The sequence below is a fragment of the Caballeronia sp. M1242 genome, from assembly GCF_017220215.1.
GTDB lineage: Bacteria > Pseudomonadota > Gammaproteobacteria > Burkholderiales > Burkholderiaceae > Caballeronia.
On record NZ_CP071129.1, the window covers coordinates 524,328 to 540,052 of the forward strand.

Sequence of the window (15,725 nt, forward strand, 5' to 3'; positions counted from 1 at the left end):
AGATCGGCCCGCCGGCATCATCGAGAGGTGACACGATCATGCGCCAACTGAATCCCCCCATCGCCGATCACTTCGACGTGTCCGCTGCCGAGCGCGACAAAAAGCGCGCGAAGTCGGTCCGCTGGCTGATCACGCCGTCGTCCGGGCTGCTGTTCCTGTGGATGGCCATTCCGCTCGCGATGACCATCTGGTACTCGTTCTCGCGCTACAACCTGCTGAATCCCGATGTCAAAGGCTTCGCGGGACTCGACAACTTCCAGTTCCTCGTCACCGATCCCGCGTTCGGGCCGTCCATTGCGCATACGCTGACGCTCATCGCGTCGGTGCTGGCGATCACGGTCATCGGCGGCGTGCTGCTCGCGGTGCTCTTCGACCGCAAGTTCATCGGGCAGGGCATCGCGCGGCTGCTGGTGATCGCGCCATTCTTCGTGATGCCGACGGTCTCCGCGCTGATCTGGAAGAACATGATCCTGCATCCGGTGTACGGCCTCGTCGCCTCGCTGATGCGATCGCTCGGCATGCAGCCTATCGACTGGTTCGCCGAGTATCCGCTCTTCGCGGTGATCGTGATCGTCGCGTGGCAGTGGTTGCCGTTCGCGTTCCTCATTCTGTTCACCGCGATTCAGTCGCTCGATCAGGAACAGAAGGAAGCCGCGCGCATCGACGGCGCGGGTCCGTTCGCGATGTTCTTCTTCATCACGCTGCCGCACTTGAAGCGCGCGATCGCGGTCGTCGTGATGATGGAAACCATCTTTCTGCTCTCGATTTTCGCGGAGATCTACACGACGACGGGCGGTGGCCCCGGCACCGCGACGACCAACCTGTCGTACCTGATCTACGCGCTCGGCCTGCAACAGTTCGACGTCGGCCTGGCATCGGCGGGCGGCATTCTCGCGGTGATTCTCGCCAATATCGTCGCGTTCTTCCTCGTGAGAATGCTCGCGAAGAACCTCAAAGGGGAGTACGAGTCATGAGCACGCATCCCGTTACCTCCACGACTTCGGTGCCCGTGCTGGATCATGTAAAGCGCATCGTGCCCGGCGTCCTCGCGTGGCTCGTCTCCATCCTGCTGTTCTTCCCGATCTTCTGGATGACGATCACCGCGTTCAAGACCGAGCAGCAGGCGTATTCGTCGTCGCTCATCTTTTCGCCGACGCTCGACAGCTTTCGCGAAGTCTTCGCGCGCAGCAACTACTTCGGCTTCGCGTGGAATTCGGTGCTGATCTCGCTCGGCGTGACGGTGGTCTGCCTGTTGCTCGCGGTGCCGTGCGCTTACGCAATGGCGTTCTTTCCCACGCGCAAGACGCAAAAGCTGCTGCTGTGGATGCTTTCCACGAAGATGATGCCGTCGGTCGGCGTGCTCGTGCCCATCTACCTCCTGTGGAAGAACTCGGGGCTGCTGGATACGGTGAGCGGTCTCATCATCGTGTACACGCTCATCAATCTGCCGATTGCCGTGTGGATGGCCTACACGTACTTCAACGAAGTGCCGAAGGACATTCTGGAAGCCGGCCGTATCGACGGCGCGACGACATGGCAGGAGATCGTCTATCTGCTGATGCCGATGGCGCTGCCGGGCCTCGCATCGACCGCGCTCTTGCTCGTGATCCTCTCGTGGAACGAGGCGTTCTGGAGCATCAACCTGTCGAGCTCGAATGCCGCGCCGCTCACCGTGTTCATCGCGTCGTATTCGAGTCCGGAAGGGCTCTTCTGGGCGAAGCTCTCGGCGGCTTCGCTGCTCGCGGTCGCGCCGATCCTGATCGTCGGCTGGCTCTCGCAGAAGCAGCTCGTGCGCGGTCTCACGTTCGGCGCGGTCAAGTGAGGGCGGGCTCGTGAACCTGACTTTTCCACACGACCGCCTGATGATCTGCGATTGCGACGGCGTCTTGATCGACAGCGAAGCCGTGGCGGCGCGCATGCTCGTCACCGAATTGCAGGCGCTGTGGCCGGGCGTCGATGTCGAGCCGGTGGTGCTGCCGCTGCTTGGGCTGCGCATCGAAGCCGTGCTCGCGAGCGCCGCGGACAGCGTCAACCGCACGCTGACGCCCGAGCAGGTTGTCGCGATCCGGCGTTCGGTCGAGGCAGCGGCGGTGCAGGCGCCGCCCGTCGCGGGCATCGCCGAGGCGCTGGCCGCCGTGCCGCTCACGAAAGCCTGCGCGAGCAACAGCTTCTCGTCGTACGTGGATACCGCGCTGCAACGCACCGGCCTCGTGCGCTTCTTCGGCGAGCGGCGCTTCTGCGCGGACATGGTCGCCAATCCGAAGCCCGCGCCGGACGTCTATCTGGCGGCGGCGCGCGCAATGAACGTCGAGCCGTCGATGTGCCTCGTCGTCGAAGACAGCGTGACCGGCGTCACGGCGGCGCGGGCGGCGGGCATGCCGGTGCTCGGTTTCATCGGCGGCGGGCACGCGAGCGAAGGCCAGGTGGACACGCTCGGGCGCGCGGGCGCGGCGATCGTGTTCGACGACATGGCGCGCCTGCCCGCGCTCGTCGATCGCTGGCTGCAACACGCGTCGTTCGAAACGAATTAGCGCGCACGGCGACCGTGCGCCGCACATGACTCGGCGAAAGCAAGGCCGACAGGAGACACATCATGGCTAGCCTGACGTTACGCAACATCAACAAGCGTTATGAAGACACGGAGGTGATGCGCAGCGTCAACCTCGATATCGAAGACGGCGAGTTCGTCGTGTTCGTGGGGCCGTCGGGCTGCGGCAAGTCCACGCTCATGCGCATGATCGCGGGTCTCGAAGACATCAGCGGCGGCGACCTGATGATCGACGGCGCGCGCGTGAACGACCTGCCGCCCGCGAAGCGCGGCATCGCGATGGTGTTTCAGTCGTACGCGCTCTATCCGCACATGACGCTGTACGACAACATGGCTTTCGGCCTGAAGCTCGCGGGCGAGAAGAAGCCCGCCATCGACGCAGCCGTGAAGCAGGCCGCGAAGATTCTGCATATCGACCATCTGCTCGACCGCAAGCCGAAGCAACTGTCCGGCGGTCAGCGCCAGCGCGTGGCGATCGGCCGCGCGATCACGCGCAAGCCGAAAGTCTTTCTCTTCGACGAGCCGCTCTCGAATCTCGACGCCGCGCTGCGCGTAAAGATGCGCCTCGAATTCGCGCGCCTTCACGATGATCTCAAGACGACGATGATCTACGTGACGCACGATCAGGTCGAAGCGATGACGCTCGCGGACAAGATCGTCGTGCTGTCGGCGGGCAACGTCGAGCAGGTCGGCACGCCGAACACGCTGTATCACGCGCCGGCGAACAAGTTCGTCGCGGGTTTCATCGGTTCGCCGAAAATGAACTTCCTGTCGGGCACGGTCGCGCAGGTTCAGAGCGACGGCGTGCTCGTCAGGTACGAAACCGGCGAGACGCAATTGGTCGGCGTGCTGCCGGGCAACGCGAAACCGGGCGATGCGGTGACCGTCGGCATTCGTCCGGAGCACTTGCAGCCGATGCCCGCCACGAGCGACTACGGCGTGTCCGCGAGCACGATGACCGTCGAAACACTCGGCGATGCCGCTTATCTCTATGCGGAAACATCAGTGGCGCCCGATGGCCTCATCTCGCGAATTCCGCCGCTGGAAAAGCACGCGCGCGGCCAGAAGCTGAAGCTCGGCGCGGAGCCGGACCACTGCCATATGTTCGACGCAGCAGGGCAGGCATTCGCGCGCAATGCGGTGCAGGCGTATCTCGCGGAGCATCCCGAGGTGAAGATGCCGCGCGTGCAAAGCGCGTAGGCCTGACGCGACGCGTAGTTTCTTCGCGTGTCGGCAGGCGATAATGCGGCTCCTCCCGCCACCGCACTGACACGCGCCATGCACGTTCTGAACGAGCTCTACGTTTATCCGATCAAGTCCTGCGCCGGCATCGCGCTGCAACGCGCGATGCTGCGGGAAACCGGTCTCGAATACGACCGCAACTGGATGGTCACCGACGCGTCGGGCGGCATGCTGACGCAGCGCACGCATCCGCGCATGGCGCTGATCCGCACCGCGTTCGATGGTGGCGATCTCGTCATCGACGCCCCCGGCATGCCGACGCTGCGCACGCCGCTGGATGCTGCCGCTCTGTCGAACGCCGAACCGATGCGCGCCACCGTCTGGCGCGACACCGTCGATGCGCTGGACACCGGCGCGCAGACCGCGCAGTGGTTCAGCGAATTGCTCGGCATGCCGACGCGCCTCGCGCGCTTCGCACCGCAGGCGCGGCGCAACGTCGATCAAAAGTGGACCGCGCCGCTCACCACCCACACGCGTTTCGCCGATGGTTTTCCGCTGCTCCTGCTCGGCCAGGCATCGCTCGATGATCTCAACGCACGGCTCGCGCAGAAGGGCGCGCCCGCCATTGCCGCGAACCGTTTCCGCCCGAATCTCGTGATCGGCGGGCTGGATGCCTATGAGGAAGATTTCGTCGAAGACATGCTGATTCGCGCGGACGGCCGCGACGTGCAACTGCGGCTCGTGAAGCTCTGCACGCGCTGCCCGGTGCCGACCATCGATCAGTCGACCGGCGCGCCGAATCCGGATTGGCCGCACGAACCGCTCGACACCATGACCACGTATCGCGCAAGCGCGCAGCACGACGGCAAGCTCACGTTCGGCAAGAACGCGGTGGTGGTGGAAGGCGAAGGCGCGATGCTCGAAACCGGGCAGGCCGTTGACGCGCAGGTCGCGTTCTAAAGGCTCAGGCGTCGAGCGCGGCTTTCGCGCACAGCTCGTCGGTCACGAGTCCCGACAGCCACTGGCCTTTGAGCGCCGCGATCAACGCTTCGCGCTTGCGCTCGCCGCCCGCGAAGCCGATGGTCGGCCGCTTCGGCGGCGCGTCGAGCTTCAGGCTCGTGACGCGCGCGCCGGTCTTCGACTGCACGCGCTTGCCGTTCACGTCGATCGGCAAGCCGAGCCATTCCGCGATCGCGCCGGCCTTCATCATCTCGTCCACTTCGGCGCGCGTGATGAAGCCGTCCTGATGCAGCGGGCAATTGACGCCCACATTGCCGATGCCGACGAACGCCACGTCCGCTTTCTGCGCGAGTTCATCGACGATACGGTACAGCCGGTGATTGACCCATTGCGCGCGCTCGGCTTCGTTGTCGGCCATGAGCGGCGCGGGCAGCATGAAGTGCTTGCCGCCGGTCTTCTCCGATAGCTGCTGCGCGACGTCGTAGCGGTTCGACGATCCGTCCTGCGCGATCGCGCCGACCATCGACACGAAACGATGCTGCGGGCGGTCGATCTGTCCGATCTGCTCGACGACCGCCTTCAGCGTGCGCCCGCTGCCGATCGACACGACGATCGGCTTCTCATCGACCAGATAGCGCTCCATCACCTGCGCGCCCGCGACGGCGAGCTTGCGGTCGACTTGTTCTTTCGAATCGCCGTCGATGGGCACGACTTCGCACATCGCGAGGCCATAGCGGTCGCACAGTTGCTTTGCGAGCGACAGGCAATCCGCGATGCGGTGATCCACCCGCACGCGGATCAGGTTCTTCTCCACCGCGAACGCGACGAGCCGCTGCGCCACGGGACGCGAGATCTGGAGCTTTTCTGCGATCTCGTTCTGCGTGTTGCCGGCGACGTAGTACAGCCACGCCGCGCGGGTCGCCAGGTCGAGTTTTTCGGTTGATTTAGGCACTGAGATCTTTTCTTTTCCTTCGCGATTTCGCTGGTTCGTCAGTGCGCGGCGTGGCGGTTGCCGTGCGTCAGCTACGCCAGGCGAGGGCGCGCCGGATCGAACAGCGGCCGCACGTGCTGATACAGCTCCCGGAAGCTCTTCAGCCGCTGTCGCAAGGCCTGATGCCGTTCGCCGTTCGGCGTGAACTCCTGCTTCACCGCCGGTTTCGCGAGCACGACCGACGGATCGCCGCCCGCCGCCAGCCAGCCGAGGCGCGCCGCGCCCAGCGCCGCGCCGGTTTCGCCGCCGCCGTGCGTGCGCGTCGGGGTATCGAAGGCATCGGCGAACATTTGGCCCCAGTATGCGCTTCTCGCGCCGCCGCCGAGCATCGACAATGCGCGCGTCTGCGTGCCCGCCGATTGCAGTGCATCGAGCCCGTCCGTGAGCGCGAGCGTCACGCCTTCGAGCACCGAATAGCCGAGCAGCGCGCGGTCCGTTGCGTGCGTCATGCCGAAGAACACGCCTTGCGCGTACGGGTCGTTGTGCGGCGTGCGTTCGCCGCTGAGATACGGCAGAAAGAGCGGGGCGGTCGCGAGCGCGTCGGGAGGCAAGGCCTCGACTTCGGCGAGCAGCGTGGGCTCGTCGGTTGACGTCAGCTTGCATACCCAGCGCAGGCAACTCGCCGCCGACAACACCACACTCATCTGATGCCAGCGGTCCGGAATCGCGTGGCAGAACGCGTGCACGGCGGACGCCGGATTCGGCCGGAAGCGGTCGCCGACCACGCACAGCACGCCGGACGTGCCGAGCGACAGGAAGCCATCGCCCGGTTCGGTCGCGCCGATGCCGACCGCGCTCGCCGCGTTGTCGCCGCCGCCTGCCGCCACGACGACGTCATCGCGCAAGCCGAGTTCGGCCGCAAGCTCGGGCCGCAGCGTGCCCGACGGCTCGCTGCCTTCCGCGAGCGACGGCATCTGCTGACGCGACATGCCGCACGCGGCGAGCAGCTCGTCGGACCAGTCGCGGCGCGCGACATCGAGCCAGAGCGTGCCGGCGGCATCCGATGGATCGGACACCTTCGTGCCCGTCAGATGCATGCGCAGATAGTCCTTCGGCAACAGCACGCACGCCGTCTGATGGAAGATGGCGGGTTCGTTGTGCGCGACCCACAGCAGCTTCGGCGCGGTGAAGCCGGGCATCGCGAGATTGCCGGCGATTTCATGCAGGTTCGGCGCGCGTTCGTACAACTCGGCGCATTCCTTGTCGCTGCGCATGTCGTTCCAGAGAATCGCGGGACGCAGCACGCGATCGCTCGAATCGAGCAGCACCGCGCCGTGCATCTGACCGGACAGGCCGATGCCGCGAACTTGCGCGAACTCCGACGGAAACTTCTCGCGCAACTGGACGAGCGCGGCGCGCGTGCCTTCCCACCAGTCGAGCGGATTCTGTTCCGACCAGCGCGGCTTCGGACGCGAGACGGTGAACGGCGTGCCCGCCGTGCCGATGACGCTGCCGTCGCTCGCGAGCAGCAGCACTTTCACTTCGGAGGTGCCGAGGTCGATGCCTAAGTACATGAACGAGCCCTTGGTCGTTGCCGGAGCGCATGTCCGGCGAAAACGTGGAATTTACCGCCCGGCGCGGCTGCGCGCCATGAGCACAATACCGGAGCTTCAGGTGCTTGCGGATGAACTTATGGACGGTTCGCGAGCCATGCATCGACGCGCGCGATGGCCGCGCGCATCACGCGTTCGAGGCTTTCGCTCTGCGCCATGCTGCCCCAGAGCAGCTTGTCGCCGGTGAACGCCTTGATCGGATCGGCTGCCGTGAAGAAGCCGTGCGCGACGGCCGGGTCCATCACGCCGTCCTGATACGTGTACGGCAGCTTGCCTTCGTGCCAGCGTTCGAGGAAGCGGAAAAAGAGCGCGGGCAGCATGGCCGTCGCGTTCGGATCGATGCCGCGCGCGAAGCATTCCGAGAGCGTCGGCGCGATGAAGCCCGGCAGCTTCGAGAAGCCGTCGGCCGCGACGCGCTGGTTCGTGTCCTTGATATACGGATTGCTGAAGCGGTCGAGCACCACGTCGCGATACTTCGCGAGGTCGATCGGGCTCGGCGTGAGGCTCGGAATCACGTCTTCGGTGACATAGGCTTCGGCGAGCGCGCGAATCTCCATGTCCTGCGTGCCTTCGTGAATGTATTGCAGGCCGACGAGCGTGCCCGCCCACGCGATGCAGCTATGGCTCGCGTTCAGAATGCGGATCTTCGCCTCTTCATACGGATGCACCGACGAGACCATCTCCGCGCCGACCTTCTCCCACGCCGGACGTCCCGCGCAGAAGTTGTCTTCGATGACCCACTGGATGAACTTCTCGCCCATCACCGGCGCGCGGTCGTCGAAGCCGGTGGCCGCTTTCACGCGCTCGGCGACATCGGGCGTCGGGCGCGGCGTGATGCGGTCGACCATCGCGTTCGGACACGACGTGTTCGCGATCATCCAGTCGCGCAGCGCCGTCTGTCCGCGCCGTTGCAGGAATTCGAGCATGCCGGCCTTGAAGCGGTCGCCGTTGCTGCGCAGGTTGTCGCAGTTTTGCAGCGAGACCTTGCCCGCATTGTTCTGCATGCGGGCTTCGAGAATCGCCGCGAGCGCGCCGTAGATGGTCGTTTTCGCGCCGTTGAGGTCGGCGGCGAGATCGGGGTTGGCGGTGTCGAGCTTGTCGTGCTCGTCGAGGTAATAGCCGCCTTCGGTTACGGTGAACGAGACGATCTTGCACGCGGGCGCCGCGCCGGTCGCGATCAGTTCGCCGAGATCAGCCGACCACGGCACGACCTTTTTGATGGAGCGCACGACTTCGTACTCGCGCTTGCCCTGCGGCGTGACCGTCTCCAGCGTGTATTCGCCGTGTTGCGCGGCGAGCGCGTCGAGCACGGCGTTCATGTCGCCGCGAATGTTGCCGACGGCGAGCGACCACTGCGCATCGCCCGATTCGATCAGCTTGTGCAGATACCACGCCTGATGCGCGCGATGAAACGACCCCGCGCCGATATGCAGGATCACGTTCGCGCTCGCCGTGCCTTCGCTGGATACGCTGCTCATGTCTTGTCTTCCTCTGATTGGCTGATGCGCCCGTTCTGCGCGGACGGTTCGTGAGCATTTGCTCGATGGGTGGTCGAATGATCGTATTCGGCCGGTTGAAAGTCAAGGCGCGCGGCGGGCGCGTCGTCGCTGCGGTGCGGCGCGAATCGCCGCGCTACGCCTTGCACGCGAGCTTCGCGGGGCGCGTTGCAATGCAGCATCGAACGCGGGCACACGGATTGGGACATACCCGGATAGTCAACGCGGCTCGCATTGACGGAAGGTGCATGCGGCTTTGACGAAACCAACGGCAGCGGCAGCGGCAAGCACAACCATAACGCGAGACACGGACATGGACTATGTGATCGGCATCGACATCGGCACGCAGAGCACGAAGGCGCTCGTCGTGGATACGGAAGGCGCGATCGTCGCGCAGCATTCGAGCGCCTATCATCCGGATACGCCCAAGCCGCTCTGGGCCGAGCAATGGCCGTCCGTCTGGTTCGATGCGGTGACCGAGTGCATCGCCGGATGCGTCGAGAAGACGAAGGCGCAGGGCATCGACGCGGGGCAGATCAAGGCGCTGTGCGTGAGCAGTCTGTACGGCGGCTCGGGCATTCCGGTGGGTGAGCACATGGAGGCGCTTCATCCGTGCCTCATCTGGATGGATCGCCGCGCCACCGCCGACGTGAAGTGGGTGCGCGAGCAAGTGGACGTGCCGCGCCTCGAAGCGATCACCGGCAACGGCGTGGACAGCTATTACGGCTTCACGAAGATGCTGTGGCTGCGCGAGCACAAGCCCGATGTCTGGCAGAAGACGCGCTATCTGCTGCCGCCCAACGCCTTCGTGATCCAGCGGCTCACGGGCGAGCTCGCCGTCGATCACAGTTCGGCGGGCAATCTCGGCGGCGTGTACGACGTCAACGCGCGCGCGTGGTCGCATGAAGCACTGGAGATGCTCGGCATTCCTGTTTCGATGATGCCCGAGCGTCTCGTCGAATCGTCGGAGGTGGTCGGCGGCCTGTTGCCGCAATGGGCCGAGAAGCTCGGGCTCGCCGCGAACACGCCGGTCGTCGCGGGCGGCGTCGATGCGGCCGTCGCGACATTCGCCGCGGGCGTCACGCAGGCGGGCCATCACGTCGCGATGATCGGCACGAGCATGTGCTGGGGCTACGTCAACCAGAGCGTCGATGCGCGGCACGGCCTCGTTTCGATGCCGCACGTCTACAACGGCAAGCGCGATCTCTACGTGTTCGGCGGCGCGAGCACGGCGGGCGCGTGTGTGGCGTGGTATCGCGACCAGTTCTGTCAGGCGGAGATCGAAGCCGCGAAAGCGACGCCGCACGGCGACCCGCATCGGCTGCTGGAGGAAGCAGCAGCGAACGTGGCGGCGGGCGCGGACGGCGTCGTGTTCCTTCCGTATCTGATGGGCGAGCGCAGTCCCGTGTGGGACGCGCATGCGAGCGGCACGTTCGTCGGCCTGAATCTCTTTCATACGCGCGCCACGCTGTATCGCGCGGTGCTGGAAGGCGTCGCGTTCGCGCTCAGGCACAACATGGAGGCGGGGCGGCGCGGCGCGCAGTCGCTGGATGACCGGCTGATCGTCGTCGGCGGCGCGGCGCATTCGGATCTATGGATGCAGATCATCGCGGACGTGACGGGCTTTCCGGTCTTGTCGATCGAACAGGAAGTGGAAGCCGCGATGGGCGCGGCGCTGCTCGCGGCGCTCGGCGCGGGGCTGATTTCGCGCGAAACGGCGGAGGGCGGCTGGGTCACGCTCGTCGAGCGCGCGACGCCCGATGCCGCGCGACAACGCGTGTACGACGCGCGGTTCGGCGTGTACCTCGACCTTTATCCGGCGCTCAAGGACGCAATGCATCGGCTGCGCGACGCCTGACGCCGGCCTTCACGTTCACGGCTCGCGCATCTGCGTCGGATGCGCGTCGAACACCGGTCCCTGCACGAAGTGGACATCGAACTGTTGAAGCGCGTCGAACTGCGCTTCGTCGGACACGTTCGAGAAGATGAGCGGAATCTTCAGCCGGTGCGCATACGCGACGAGATGCTTCACGACCGAATCGCGCAACGCGGCCCCCGCATCCATCTTGATGAAATCGAGCCGCGCCATCTCCGATACCGCCATGATCTGCCCGGCATTGGGCAGATTGCCCGCCACCTTGAATCCGTAGCGCTGATAGCTCTTGGTCAGATAGCCGAGAAACGTCTTGTGCGCGACCGCCGCCGCGGGCAGCTCGATCACGACGCGCGCCGGATTCATGCCGAACTTGCGCAGCACGGACGAGAAGACCAGCCCGTGGTCGTACTTCACGCTTTTGAGCAGCCGCTCGTGCACGCGCAGGAACAGCAAGCCCGGCCGCTGCGGACCGAAGAAATTGAACGCATGCAGCGCGCGGGACAGCCGGTCCAGCGTGACGAGCTCGTTGTCGTCTTCGAGGTGCGCGAACGGATCGCGCGGTATGTCGCCTTCGATCAACGTCAGCGCCTGCAAACCGAGTTCGTCGCCGAAGCGTTGCGCGCTTTCGGCCGACGCGGACAGCGTTTGCGGAAAGCTGTGTGTGCCGACATCGAAGATCGGTTCGTACGCGCTCGCCACCGTCAGTTCGCCGTAGCGCGCGATGGCCTGCCGCGCCTGTCCGTCGCCGTCCAGCACGATATGCGCGCCGAGAAACGGATGTTCGGCGGCGCGGGCGACGAGTTCCGGCAGGGACGGGGAGATCATGGATGTGGGTTCGGGTGCGGGCCGACCGGACGCTTGTGATTATTTGGATGGTATCAGCGCGCGCGATGGCCGCTTGCACCGAACTGACATATTGATATGCCGCCGGGTCGCATCGAATCAGGGTATACGAGCTATTTCACTAAACGTAATCCGTTTAACATTCGTAAAACCTTGTCGAGGAGATCCGACGATGCCCCCGTTCGACACGCACACCGACGCGAGCCGGCACTATCAGTCCGGCTTCGTGAACGACTTCGCCACCGAGGCGCTGCCCGGCGCGCTGCCTATCGGTCGTAACTCGCCGCAGCGCGCGGCGTACGGTCTCTACGCCGAGCAGTTGTCGGGCACGGCATTCACCGCGCCGCGCGCGCACAACCGGCGCTCGTGGCTGTATCGCATCCGGCCGGCGGCGGTTCACAAGCCGTTCACGCGCGTGATGGGGGATGCGTTGCGGGCGCGGCTCGTCGCCAATTTCGCCGACGTTCCGCCGACGCCGCCCAATCAATTGCGCTGGGACCCGCTGCCGATGCCCGACGCGCCGACGGATTTCATCGACGGCTGGGTGACGATGGCCGGCAACGGCGCGGCCGAGTCGATGACCGGCTGCGCGATTCATCTGTACGCGGCCAACCGCCCGATGAGCGACCGCTTCTTCTACAACGCGGACGGCGAACTGCTGATCGTTCCGCAGCAAGGGCGGCTTTCGATTGCGACGGAACTCGGCCGCCTCGATATCGCGCCGTTCGAGATCGCGGTGATTCCGCGCGGCGTGCGCTTTGCCGTCACGCTGCCCGACGGCGAAGCGCGCGGCTACATCTGCGAGAACTTCGGCGCGTTGCTGCAACTGCCGGATCTCGGGCCGATCGGCTCCAACGGTCTTGCGAATCCGCGCGACTTTCTCACGCCGCATGCCGCCTACGAGGACCGCGAGGGCGACTTCGAACTCGTCGCGAAGCTGAACGGCGTGCTGTGGCGCGCGGACATCGGCCATTCGCCGCTGGATGTGGTCGCGTGGCACGGCAACTACGCGCCGTACAAGTACGATCTGCGGCACTTCAACACCATCGGCTCGATCAGCTTCGATCATCCCGATCCGTCCATCTTTCTCGTGCTGCAATCGCCGAGCGACACGCCGGGCGTCGATTCCATCGACTTCGTGATTTTTCCGGTGCGCTGGCTCGCCGCCGAGGACACGTTCCGGCCGCCGTGGTTTCACCGCAATGTCGCGAGCGAATTCATGGGCCTCGTGCACGGCGTGTACGACGCGAAGGCGGAAGGCTTCGTGCCCGGCGGCGCGAGCCTGCACAACTGCATGTCGGGTCACGGGCCGGACGCGGATACGTTCGAGAAGGCATCCGCGAGCGATACGTCGAAGCCCGCGAAAGTCGGCGACACGATGGCCTTCATGTTCGAAACGCGCACGCTCATCAAGCCCACGCAGTTCGCGCTGAAGACCGCGCAGTTGCAGGCGCATTACTACGAGTGCTGGCAGGGCCTCAAGAAACACTTCAACCCGGAGCAACGATGAACGATGCGCTCAAGGCGACGCTCGCCCCGACGCTGAAAAGCTGGATCGAATCCGCGAACGATCCCAGAAGTGACTTTCCGATTCAGAACCTGCCGTTCGGCGTCTTCAGCGACGCGGTGAACGAGCGGCCGCGCGCGGGCGTGGCGATCGGCGACTGGATCGTGGATCTGGCGGCGCTGGAAGACGCGCGGCTGATCGACGCTGACGGCACATTCAGCGAGCCGCGCCTGAACGCGTTCATCGCGCAGGGACGCGAGTCGTGGCGCGCGGTGCGTGTCGCGCTCTCCGTCTTGCTCGCACGCGATACGCCGACGCTGCGCGACGATGCCGCGCTGCGCCGCCGCGCGCTCGTGCCGCGCGAGACCGCGACGATGCATCTGCCGGTCGAGATTCCCGGCTATGCGGACTTCTATTCGTCGAAGGAGCACGCGACGAACGTCGGCTCCATGTTCCGCGATCCGAAGAACGCGCTCCTGCCGAACTGGTCCGAAATGCCGATCGCCTATAACGGACGCGCGTCGTCGGTCGTCGTGAGCGGCACGCCGGTGCGCCGGCCCAACGGCCAGTTAAAGCTGCCGGACGAGCCGCGCCCGATTTTCGGCGCATGCCGCAAGCTGGATATCGAACTGGAGACGGGCTTTATCGTCGGGCAAGGCAATGCGCTCGGCGAACCGATTGCGTGCGAAGAAGCCGAGGCGCATATCTTCGGCATGGTGCTGCTCAACGACTGGAGCGCGCGCGACATTCAGCAATGGGAATACGTGCCGCTCGGCCCGTTCAACTCGAAGACCTTCGCGACGACCATCTCGCCGTGGATCGTCACGCTCGATGCGCTCGAACCGTTCCGCACCGCGACGCCCGCGCAGGAGCCGGAGCCGCTCGCGTATCTGCGACACGCGGGCGATCACGCTTTCGATATCGAGCTGTCCGTTGACCTGCGGCCCGAAGGCGCGGCCACCGCGACGACGATCTCGCGCACCAACTTCAGGCTGATGTACTGGTCGATGGCGCAGCAGTTGGCGCACCACACGGTGTCAGGCTGCAACACGCGCGTGGGCGACCTCTTGGGCTCCGGCACGATCAGCGGGCCGACGCCCGACTCGTGCGGCAGCCTTTTGGAAGCGACATGGAATGGCCAGCGACCCGTGCGACTGGAAGAAGGCGGCGAGCGCGCGTTCCTTCAGGACGGCGATGAGATCACGCTACGCGGCTGGTGTCAGGGCGACGGTTATCGCGTGGGCTTCGGCGACTGCGTGGGGCGCATCCTCCCGGCGCGTTCCTTGACGTGAGGCATAGAACATGACAAAGACGACAATCGACGTCGAGCGCGCGCTCGGCGATGCGCACCGGCCCGCGTTTCACTTCATGCTGCTCGCGCTGTGCGGGCTGTGCCTCGTGATCGACGGCTTCGACGCGCAGGCGATGGGCTACGTCGCGCCGGCCGTCATCGCCGAATGGGGCGTGCCGAAGTCCGCGCTCGGGCCGGTGTTCAGCGCGAGCCTCTTCGGCATGCTGCTCGGCGCGCTCGGCCTGTCCGTGCTGGCCGACCGCATCGGGCGCAGGCCGGTGCTGATCGGCGCGACGCTGTTCTTCGGACTCACGATGATCGCGACCGCCTTCACGCACAGCCTGCCGGTGCTGACCGCGCTGCGCTTCGTGACCGGCCTCGGGCTCGGCTGCATCATGCCGAACGCGATGGCGCTGGTCGGCGAATTCTCCAGCACTCAGCACCGCGTCAAGCGCATGATGCTGGTCTCCTGCGGCTTCACGCTCGGCGCGGCGCTCGGCGGTTTCCTGAGCGCGGCGCTGATTCCGTCGCTCGGCTGGCGCTCGGTCTTCTGGGTCGGCGGCGCGGTGCCGATCGTGCTCGCGCTCGCCATGTTCGTCGGGCTGCCCGAATCGCTGCAGTTTCTCGTGCTGAAGGGGCATGAAGCCCGGGCGCGCGCGTGGCTCGCGAAGTTCGATCCGTCGCTGCGCATCGATTCCACGACGCGCCTTATCGTGCGAGAAAAGGGCGGCGAAGGCGCGCCGGTGGCCGAGCTCTTCCGCGCGGGGCGCACGCCCGTTACGCTGATTTTGTGGGCGATCAGCTTTATGAACCTGATCGACCTGTACTTCCTGTCTAACTGGCTGCCGACCGTCATGCGCGATGCGGGGTATTCGCCCGGCATGGCGGTGCTCGTCGGCACGCTGTTGCAAACGGGCGGCGTGCTCGGGACCTTGCTGCTCGGCTGGTTCATCGAGCGCTTCGGCTTCGTGCGCGTGCTGCTCGGGTGCTTCGGTGTCGGCGCGGTTTGCGTTGGGGTGATCGGCGGCGTCGCGCACGTTCAGATGTGGCTCTTCGTGGCCGTGTTCGCCGCGGGCTTTTGCATCGTCGGCGGCCAGCCTGCCGTCAACGCGCTCGCCGGCCATTACTATCCGACGACGCTGCGTTCCACCGGCATCGGCTGGAGTCTGGGCATCGGGCGCGTGGGATCTGTGATCGGGCCGCTCGTCGGCGGGCAGATGATCGCGCTCGGATGGAGCAACGTCGAACTGTTTCACGCGGCGGCCGTGCCGGTGTTTTGTTCGGCGCTGCTGGTGGTGGCGCTGGCCGCGGTGCGCAGAGAAAAGCGTGGAGTGGTGACGGCAGCCTGAACCCGAAGCGCTATTCCATCAATCGAAAAAGACAGCCCAGAGATACGCCGATTCGTGCTTGAAAACGCACGGTCGGTAGCCAACAATAAAGCCATCTTGACAGCCGGGCGCCAGACCCGGCTGCGTCAT

Annotated in this window: 13 protein-coding genes; 9 read left to right on the forward strand and 4 right to left on the reverse strand. The window is 65.5% G+C overall.

The genetic code is table 11. The features are described from left to right. Positions 1 to 38 precede the first annotated feature (38 nt). The 5 genes from JYK05_RS02420 to JYK05_RS02440 all read left to right on the forward strand — a co-directional run bounded on the left by JYK05_RS02420 (position 39) and on the right by JYK05_RS02440 (position 4,690). The gene (locus JYK05_RS02420) at positions 39 to 974 is read left to right on the forward strand and encodes a carbohydrate ABC transporter permease (RefSeq protein WP_206467656.1); all 936 of its coding nucleotides are present in this window, start codon (positions 39 to 41) and stop codon (positions 972 to 974) included. Then, positions 971 to 1,822 (forward strand): carbohydrate ABC transporter permease, encoded by an 852-nt coding sequence (locus tag JYK05_RS02425; protein WP_175939603.1) that lies wholly within the window; start codon positions 971 to 973, stop codon positions 1,820 to 1,822. Before JYK05_RS02420 ends, JYK05_RS02425 begins: the two co-directional genes overlap by 4 nt. Before the next feature lie 40 nt (positions 1,823 to 1,862). Next, positions 1,863 to 2,531 carry an HAD family phosphatase gene (locus JYK05_RS02430; RefSeq protein ID WP_206468184.1) on the forward strand — a complete coding sequence of 223 codons (669 nt, stop codon included), beginning with the start codon at positions 1,863 to 1,865 and terminating at the stop codon, positions 2,529 to 2,531. 62 nt (positions 2,532 to 2,593) lie between these two features. After that, positions 2,594 to 3,748, forward strand: a complete 1,155-nt coding sequence (locus JYK05_RS02435) for an ABC transporter ATP-binding protein (RefSeq protein ID WP_206467657.1) — start codon at positions 2,594 to 2,596, stop codon at positions 3,746 to 3,748. A 78-nt stretch (positions 3,749 to 3,826) separates the two neighbouring features. Then, a complete protein-coding gene (locus tag JYK05_RS02440; RefSeq protein ID WP_206467658.1) occupies positions 3,827 to 4,690 on the forward strand; it encodes an MOSC domain-containing protein in 864 nt (287 codons plus the stop codon). Positions 4,691 to 4,694: 4 nt separating this feature from the next. Here JYK05_RS02440 and JYK05_RS02445 read toward each other — a convergent pair whose 3' ends face one another. From JYK05_RS02445 to dalD, 3 genes are all read right to left on the reverse strand, one after another. Continuing rightward, a complete protein-coding gene (locus JYK05_RS02445; protein ID WP_206467659.1) occupies positions 4,695 to 5,642 on the reverse strand; it encodes a sugar-binding transcriptional regulator in 948 nt (315 codons plus the stop codon). A gap of 71 nt (positions 5,643 to 5,713) precedes the next feature. Next, positions 5,714 to 7,195: a xylulokinase gene (gene xylB, locus JYK05_RS02450; protein ID WP_206467660.1), complete on the reverse strand. Its 1,482-nt coding sequence runs from the start codon at positions 7,193 to 7,195 to the stop codon at positions 5,714 to 5,716. A gap of 116 nt (positions 7,196 to 7,311) precedes the next feature. Next, positions 7,312 to 8,712: a D-arabinitol 4-dehydrogenase gene (dalD, locus tag JYK05_RS02455; protein WP_206467661.1), complete on the reverse strand. Its 1,401-nt coding sequence runs from the start codon at positions 8,710 to 8,712 to the stop codon at positions 7,312 to 7,314. Positions 8,713 to 9,043: 331 nt separating this feature from the next. Here dalD and JYK05_RS02460 point away from each other — a divergent pair, with 331 nt between their 5' ends. After that, on the forward strand, positions 9,044 to 10,588 hold the full coding sequence (locus JYK05_RS02460) for an FGGY-family carbohydrate kinase (RefSeq protein WP_206467662.1): 1,545 nt from the start codon (positions 9,044 to 9,046) through the stop codon (positions 10,586 to 10,588). A gap of 15 nt (positions 10,589 to 10,603) precedes the next feature. On the opposite strand, the gene JYK05_RS02465 is transcribed toward JYK05_RS02460, so the two are convergent. Further along, on the reverse strand, positions 10,604 to 11,431 hold the full coding sequence (locus JYK05_RS02465) for an EAL domain-containing protein (protein ID WP_206467663.1): 828 nt from the start codon (positions 11,429 to 11,431) through the stop codon (positions 10,604 to 10,606). Between the two features lie 190 nt (positions 11,432 to 11,621). Between JYK05_RS02465 and hmgA the strand changes: the two genes are divergently transcribed. From hmgA to JYK05_RS02480, 3 genes are read left to right on the forward strand one after another with little or no spacing between them, the layout of a single operon-like run. Continuing rightward, complete coding sequence (hmgA, locus tag JYK05_RS02470) at positions 11,622 to 12,959, forward strand: homogentisate 1,2-dioxygenase (RefSeq protein ID WP_206467664.1); 1,338 nt, start codon at positions 11,622 to 11,624, stop codon at positions 12,957 to 12,959. Beyond that, positions 12,956 to 14,248, forward strand: a complete 1,293-nt coding sequence (gene fahA / locus JYK05_RS02475; RefSeq protein ID WP_206467665.1) for a fumarylacetoacetase — start codon at positions 12,956 to 12,958, stop codon at positions 14,246 to 14,248. Before hmgA ends, fahA begins: the two co-directional genes overlap by 4 nt. A gap of 10 nt (positions 14,249 to 14,258) precedes the next feature. After that, on the forward strand, positions 14,259 to 15,596 hold the full coding sequence (locus tag JYK05_RS02480; RefSeq protein WP_206467666.1) for an MFS transporter: 1,338 nt from the start codon (positions 14,259 to 14,261) through the stop codon (positions 15,594 to 15,596). Positions 15,597 to 15,725: the final 129 nt, after the last annotated feature.

Coding starts and splice junctions, on each gene's coding strand:
- JYK05_RS02420 (WP_206467656.1), top strand. CDS start 39: ATGCGCCAACTGAATCCCCCCATCGCCGATCACTTCGACGTGTCCGCT.
- JYK05_RS02425 (WP_175939603.1), top strand. CDS start 971: ATGAGCACGCATCCCGTTACCTCCACGACTTCGGTGCCCGTGCTGGAT.
- JYK05_RS02430 (WP_206468184.1), top strand. CDS start 1,863: ATGATCTGCGATTGCGACGGCGTCTTGATCGACAGCGAAGCCGTGGCG.
- JYK05_RS02435 (WP_206467657.1), top strand. CDS start 2,594: ATGGCTAGCCTGACGTTACGCAACATCAACAAGCGTTATGAAGACACG.
- JYK05_RS02440 (WP_206467658.1), top strand. CDS start 3,827: ATGCACGTTCTGAACGAGCTCTACGTTTATCCGATCAAGTCCTGCGCC.
- xylB (WP_206467660.1), bottom strand. CDS start 7,195: ATGTACTTAGGCATCGACCTCGGCACCTCCGAAGTGAAAGTGCTGCTG.
- dalD (WP_206467661.1), bottom strand. CDS start 8,712: ATGAGCAGCGTATCCAGCGAAGGCACGGCGAGCGCGAACGTGATCCTG.
- JYK05_RS02460 (WP_206467662.1), top strand. CDS start 9,044: ATGGACTATGTGATCGGCATCGACATCGGCACGCAGAGCACGAAGGCG.
- JYK05_RS02465 (WP_206467663.1), bottom strand. CDS start 11,431: ATGATCTCCCCGTCCCTGCCGGAACTCGTCGCCCGCGCCGCCGAACAT.
- hmgA (WP_206467664.1), top strand. CDS start 11,622: ATGCCCCCGTTCGACACGCACACCGACGCGAGCCGGCACTATCAGTCC.
- fahA (WP_206467665.1), top strand. CDS start 12,956: ATGAACGATGCGCTCAAGGCGACGCTCGCCCCGACGCTGAAAAGCTGG.
- JYK05_RS02480 (WP_206467666.1), top strand. CDS start 14,259: ATGACAAAGACGACAATCGACGTCGAGCGCGCGCTCGGCGATGCGCAC.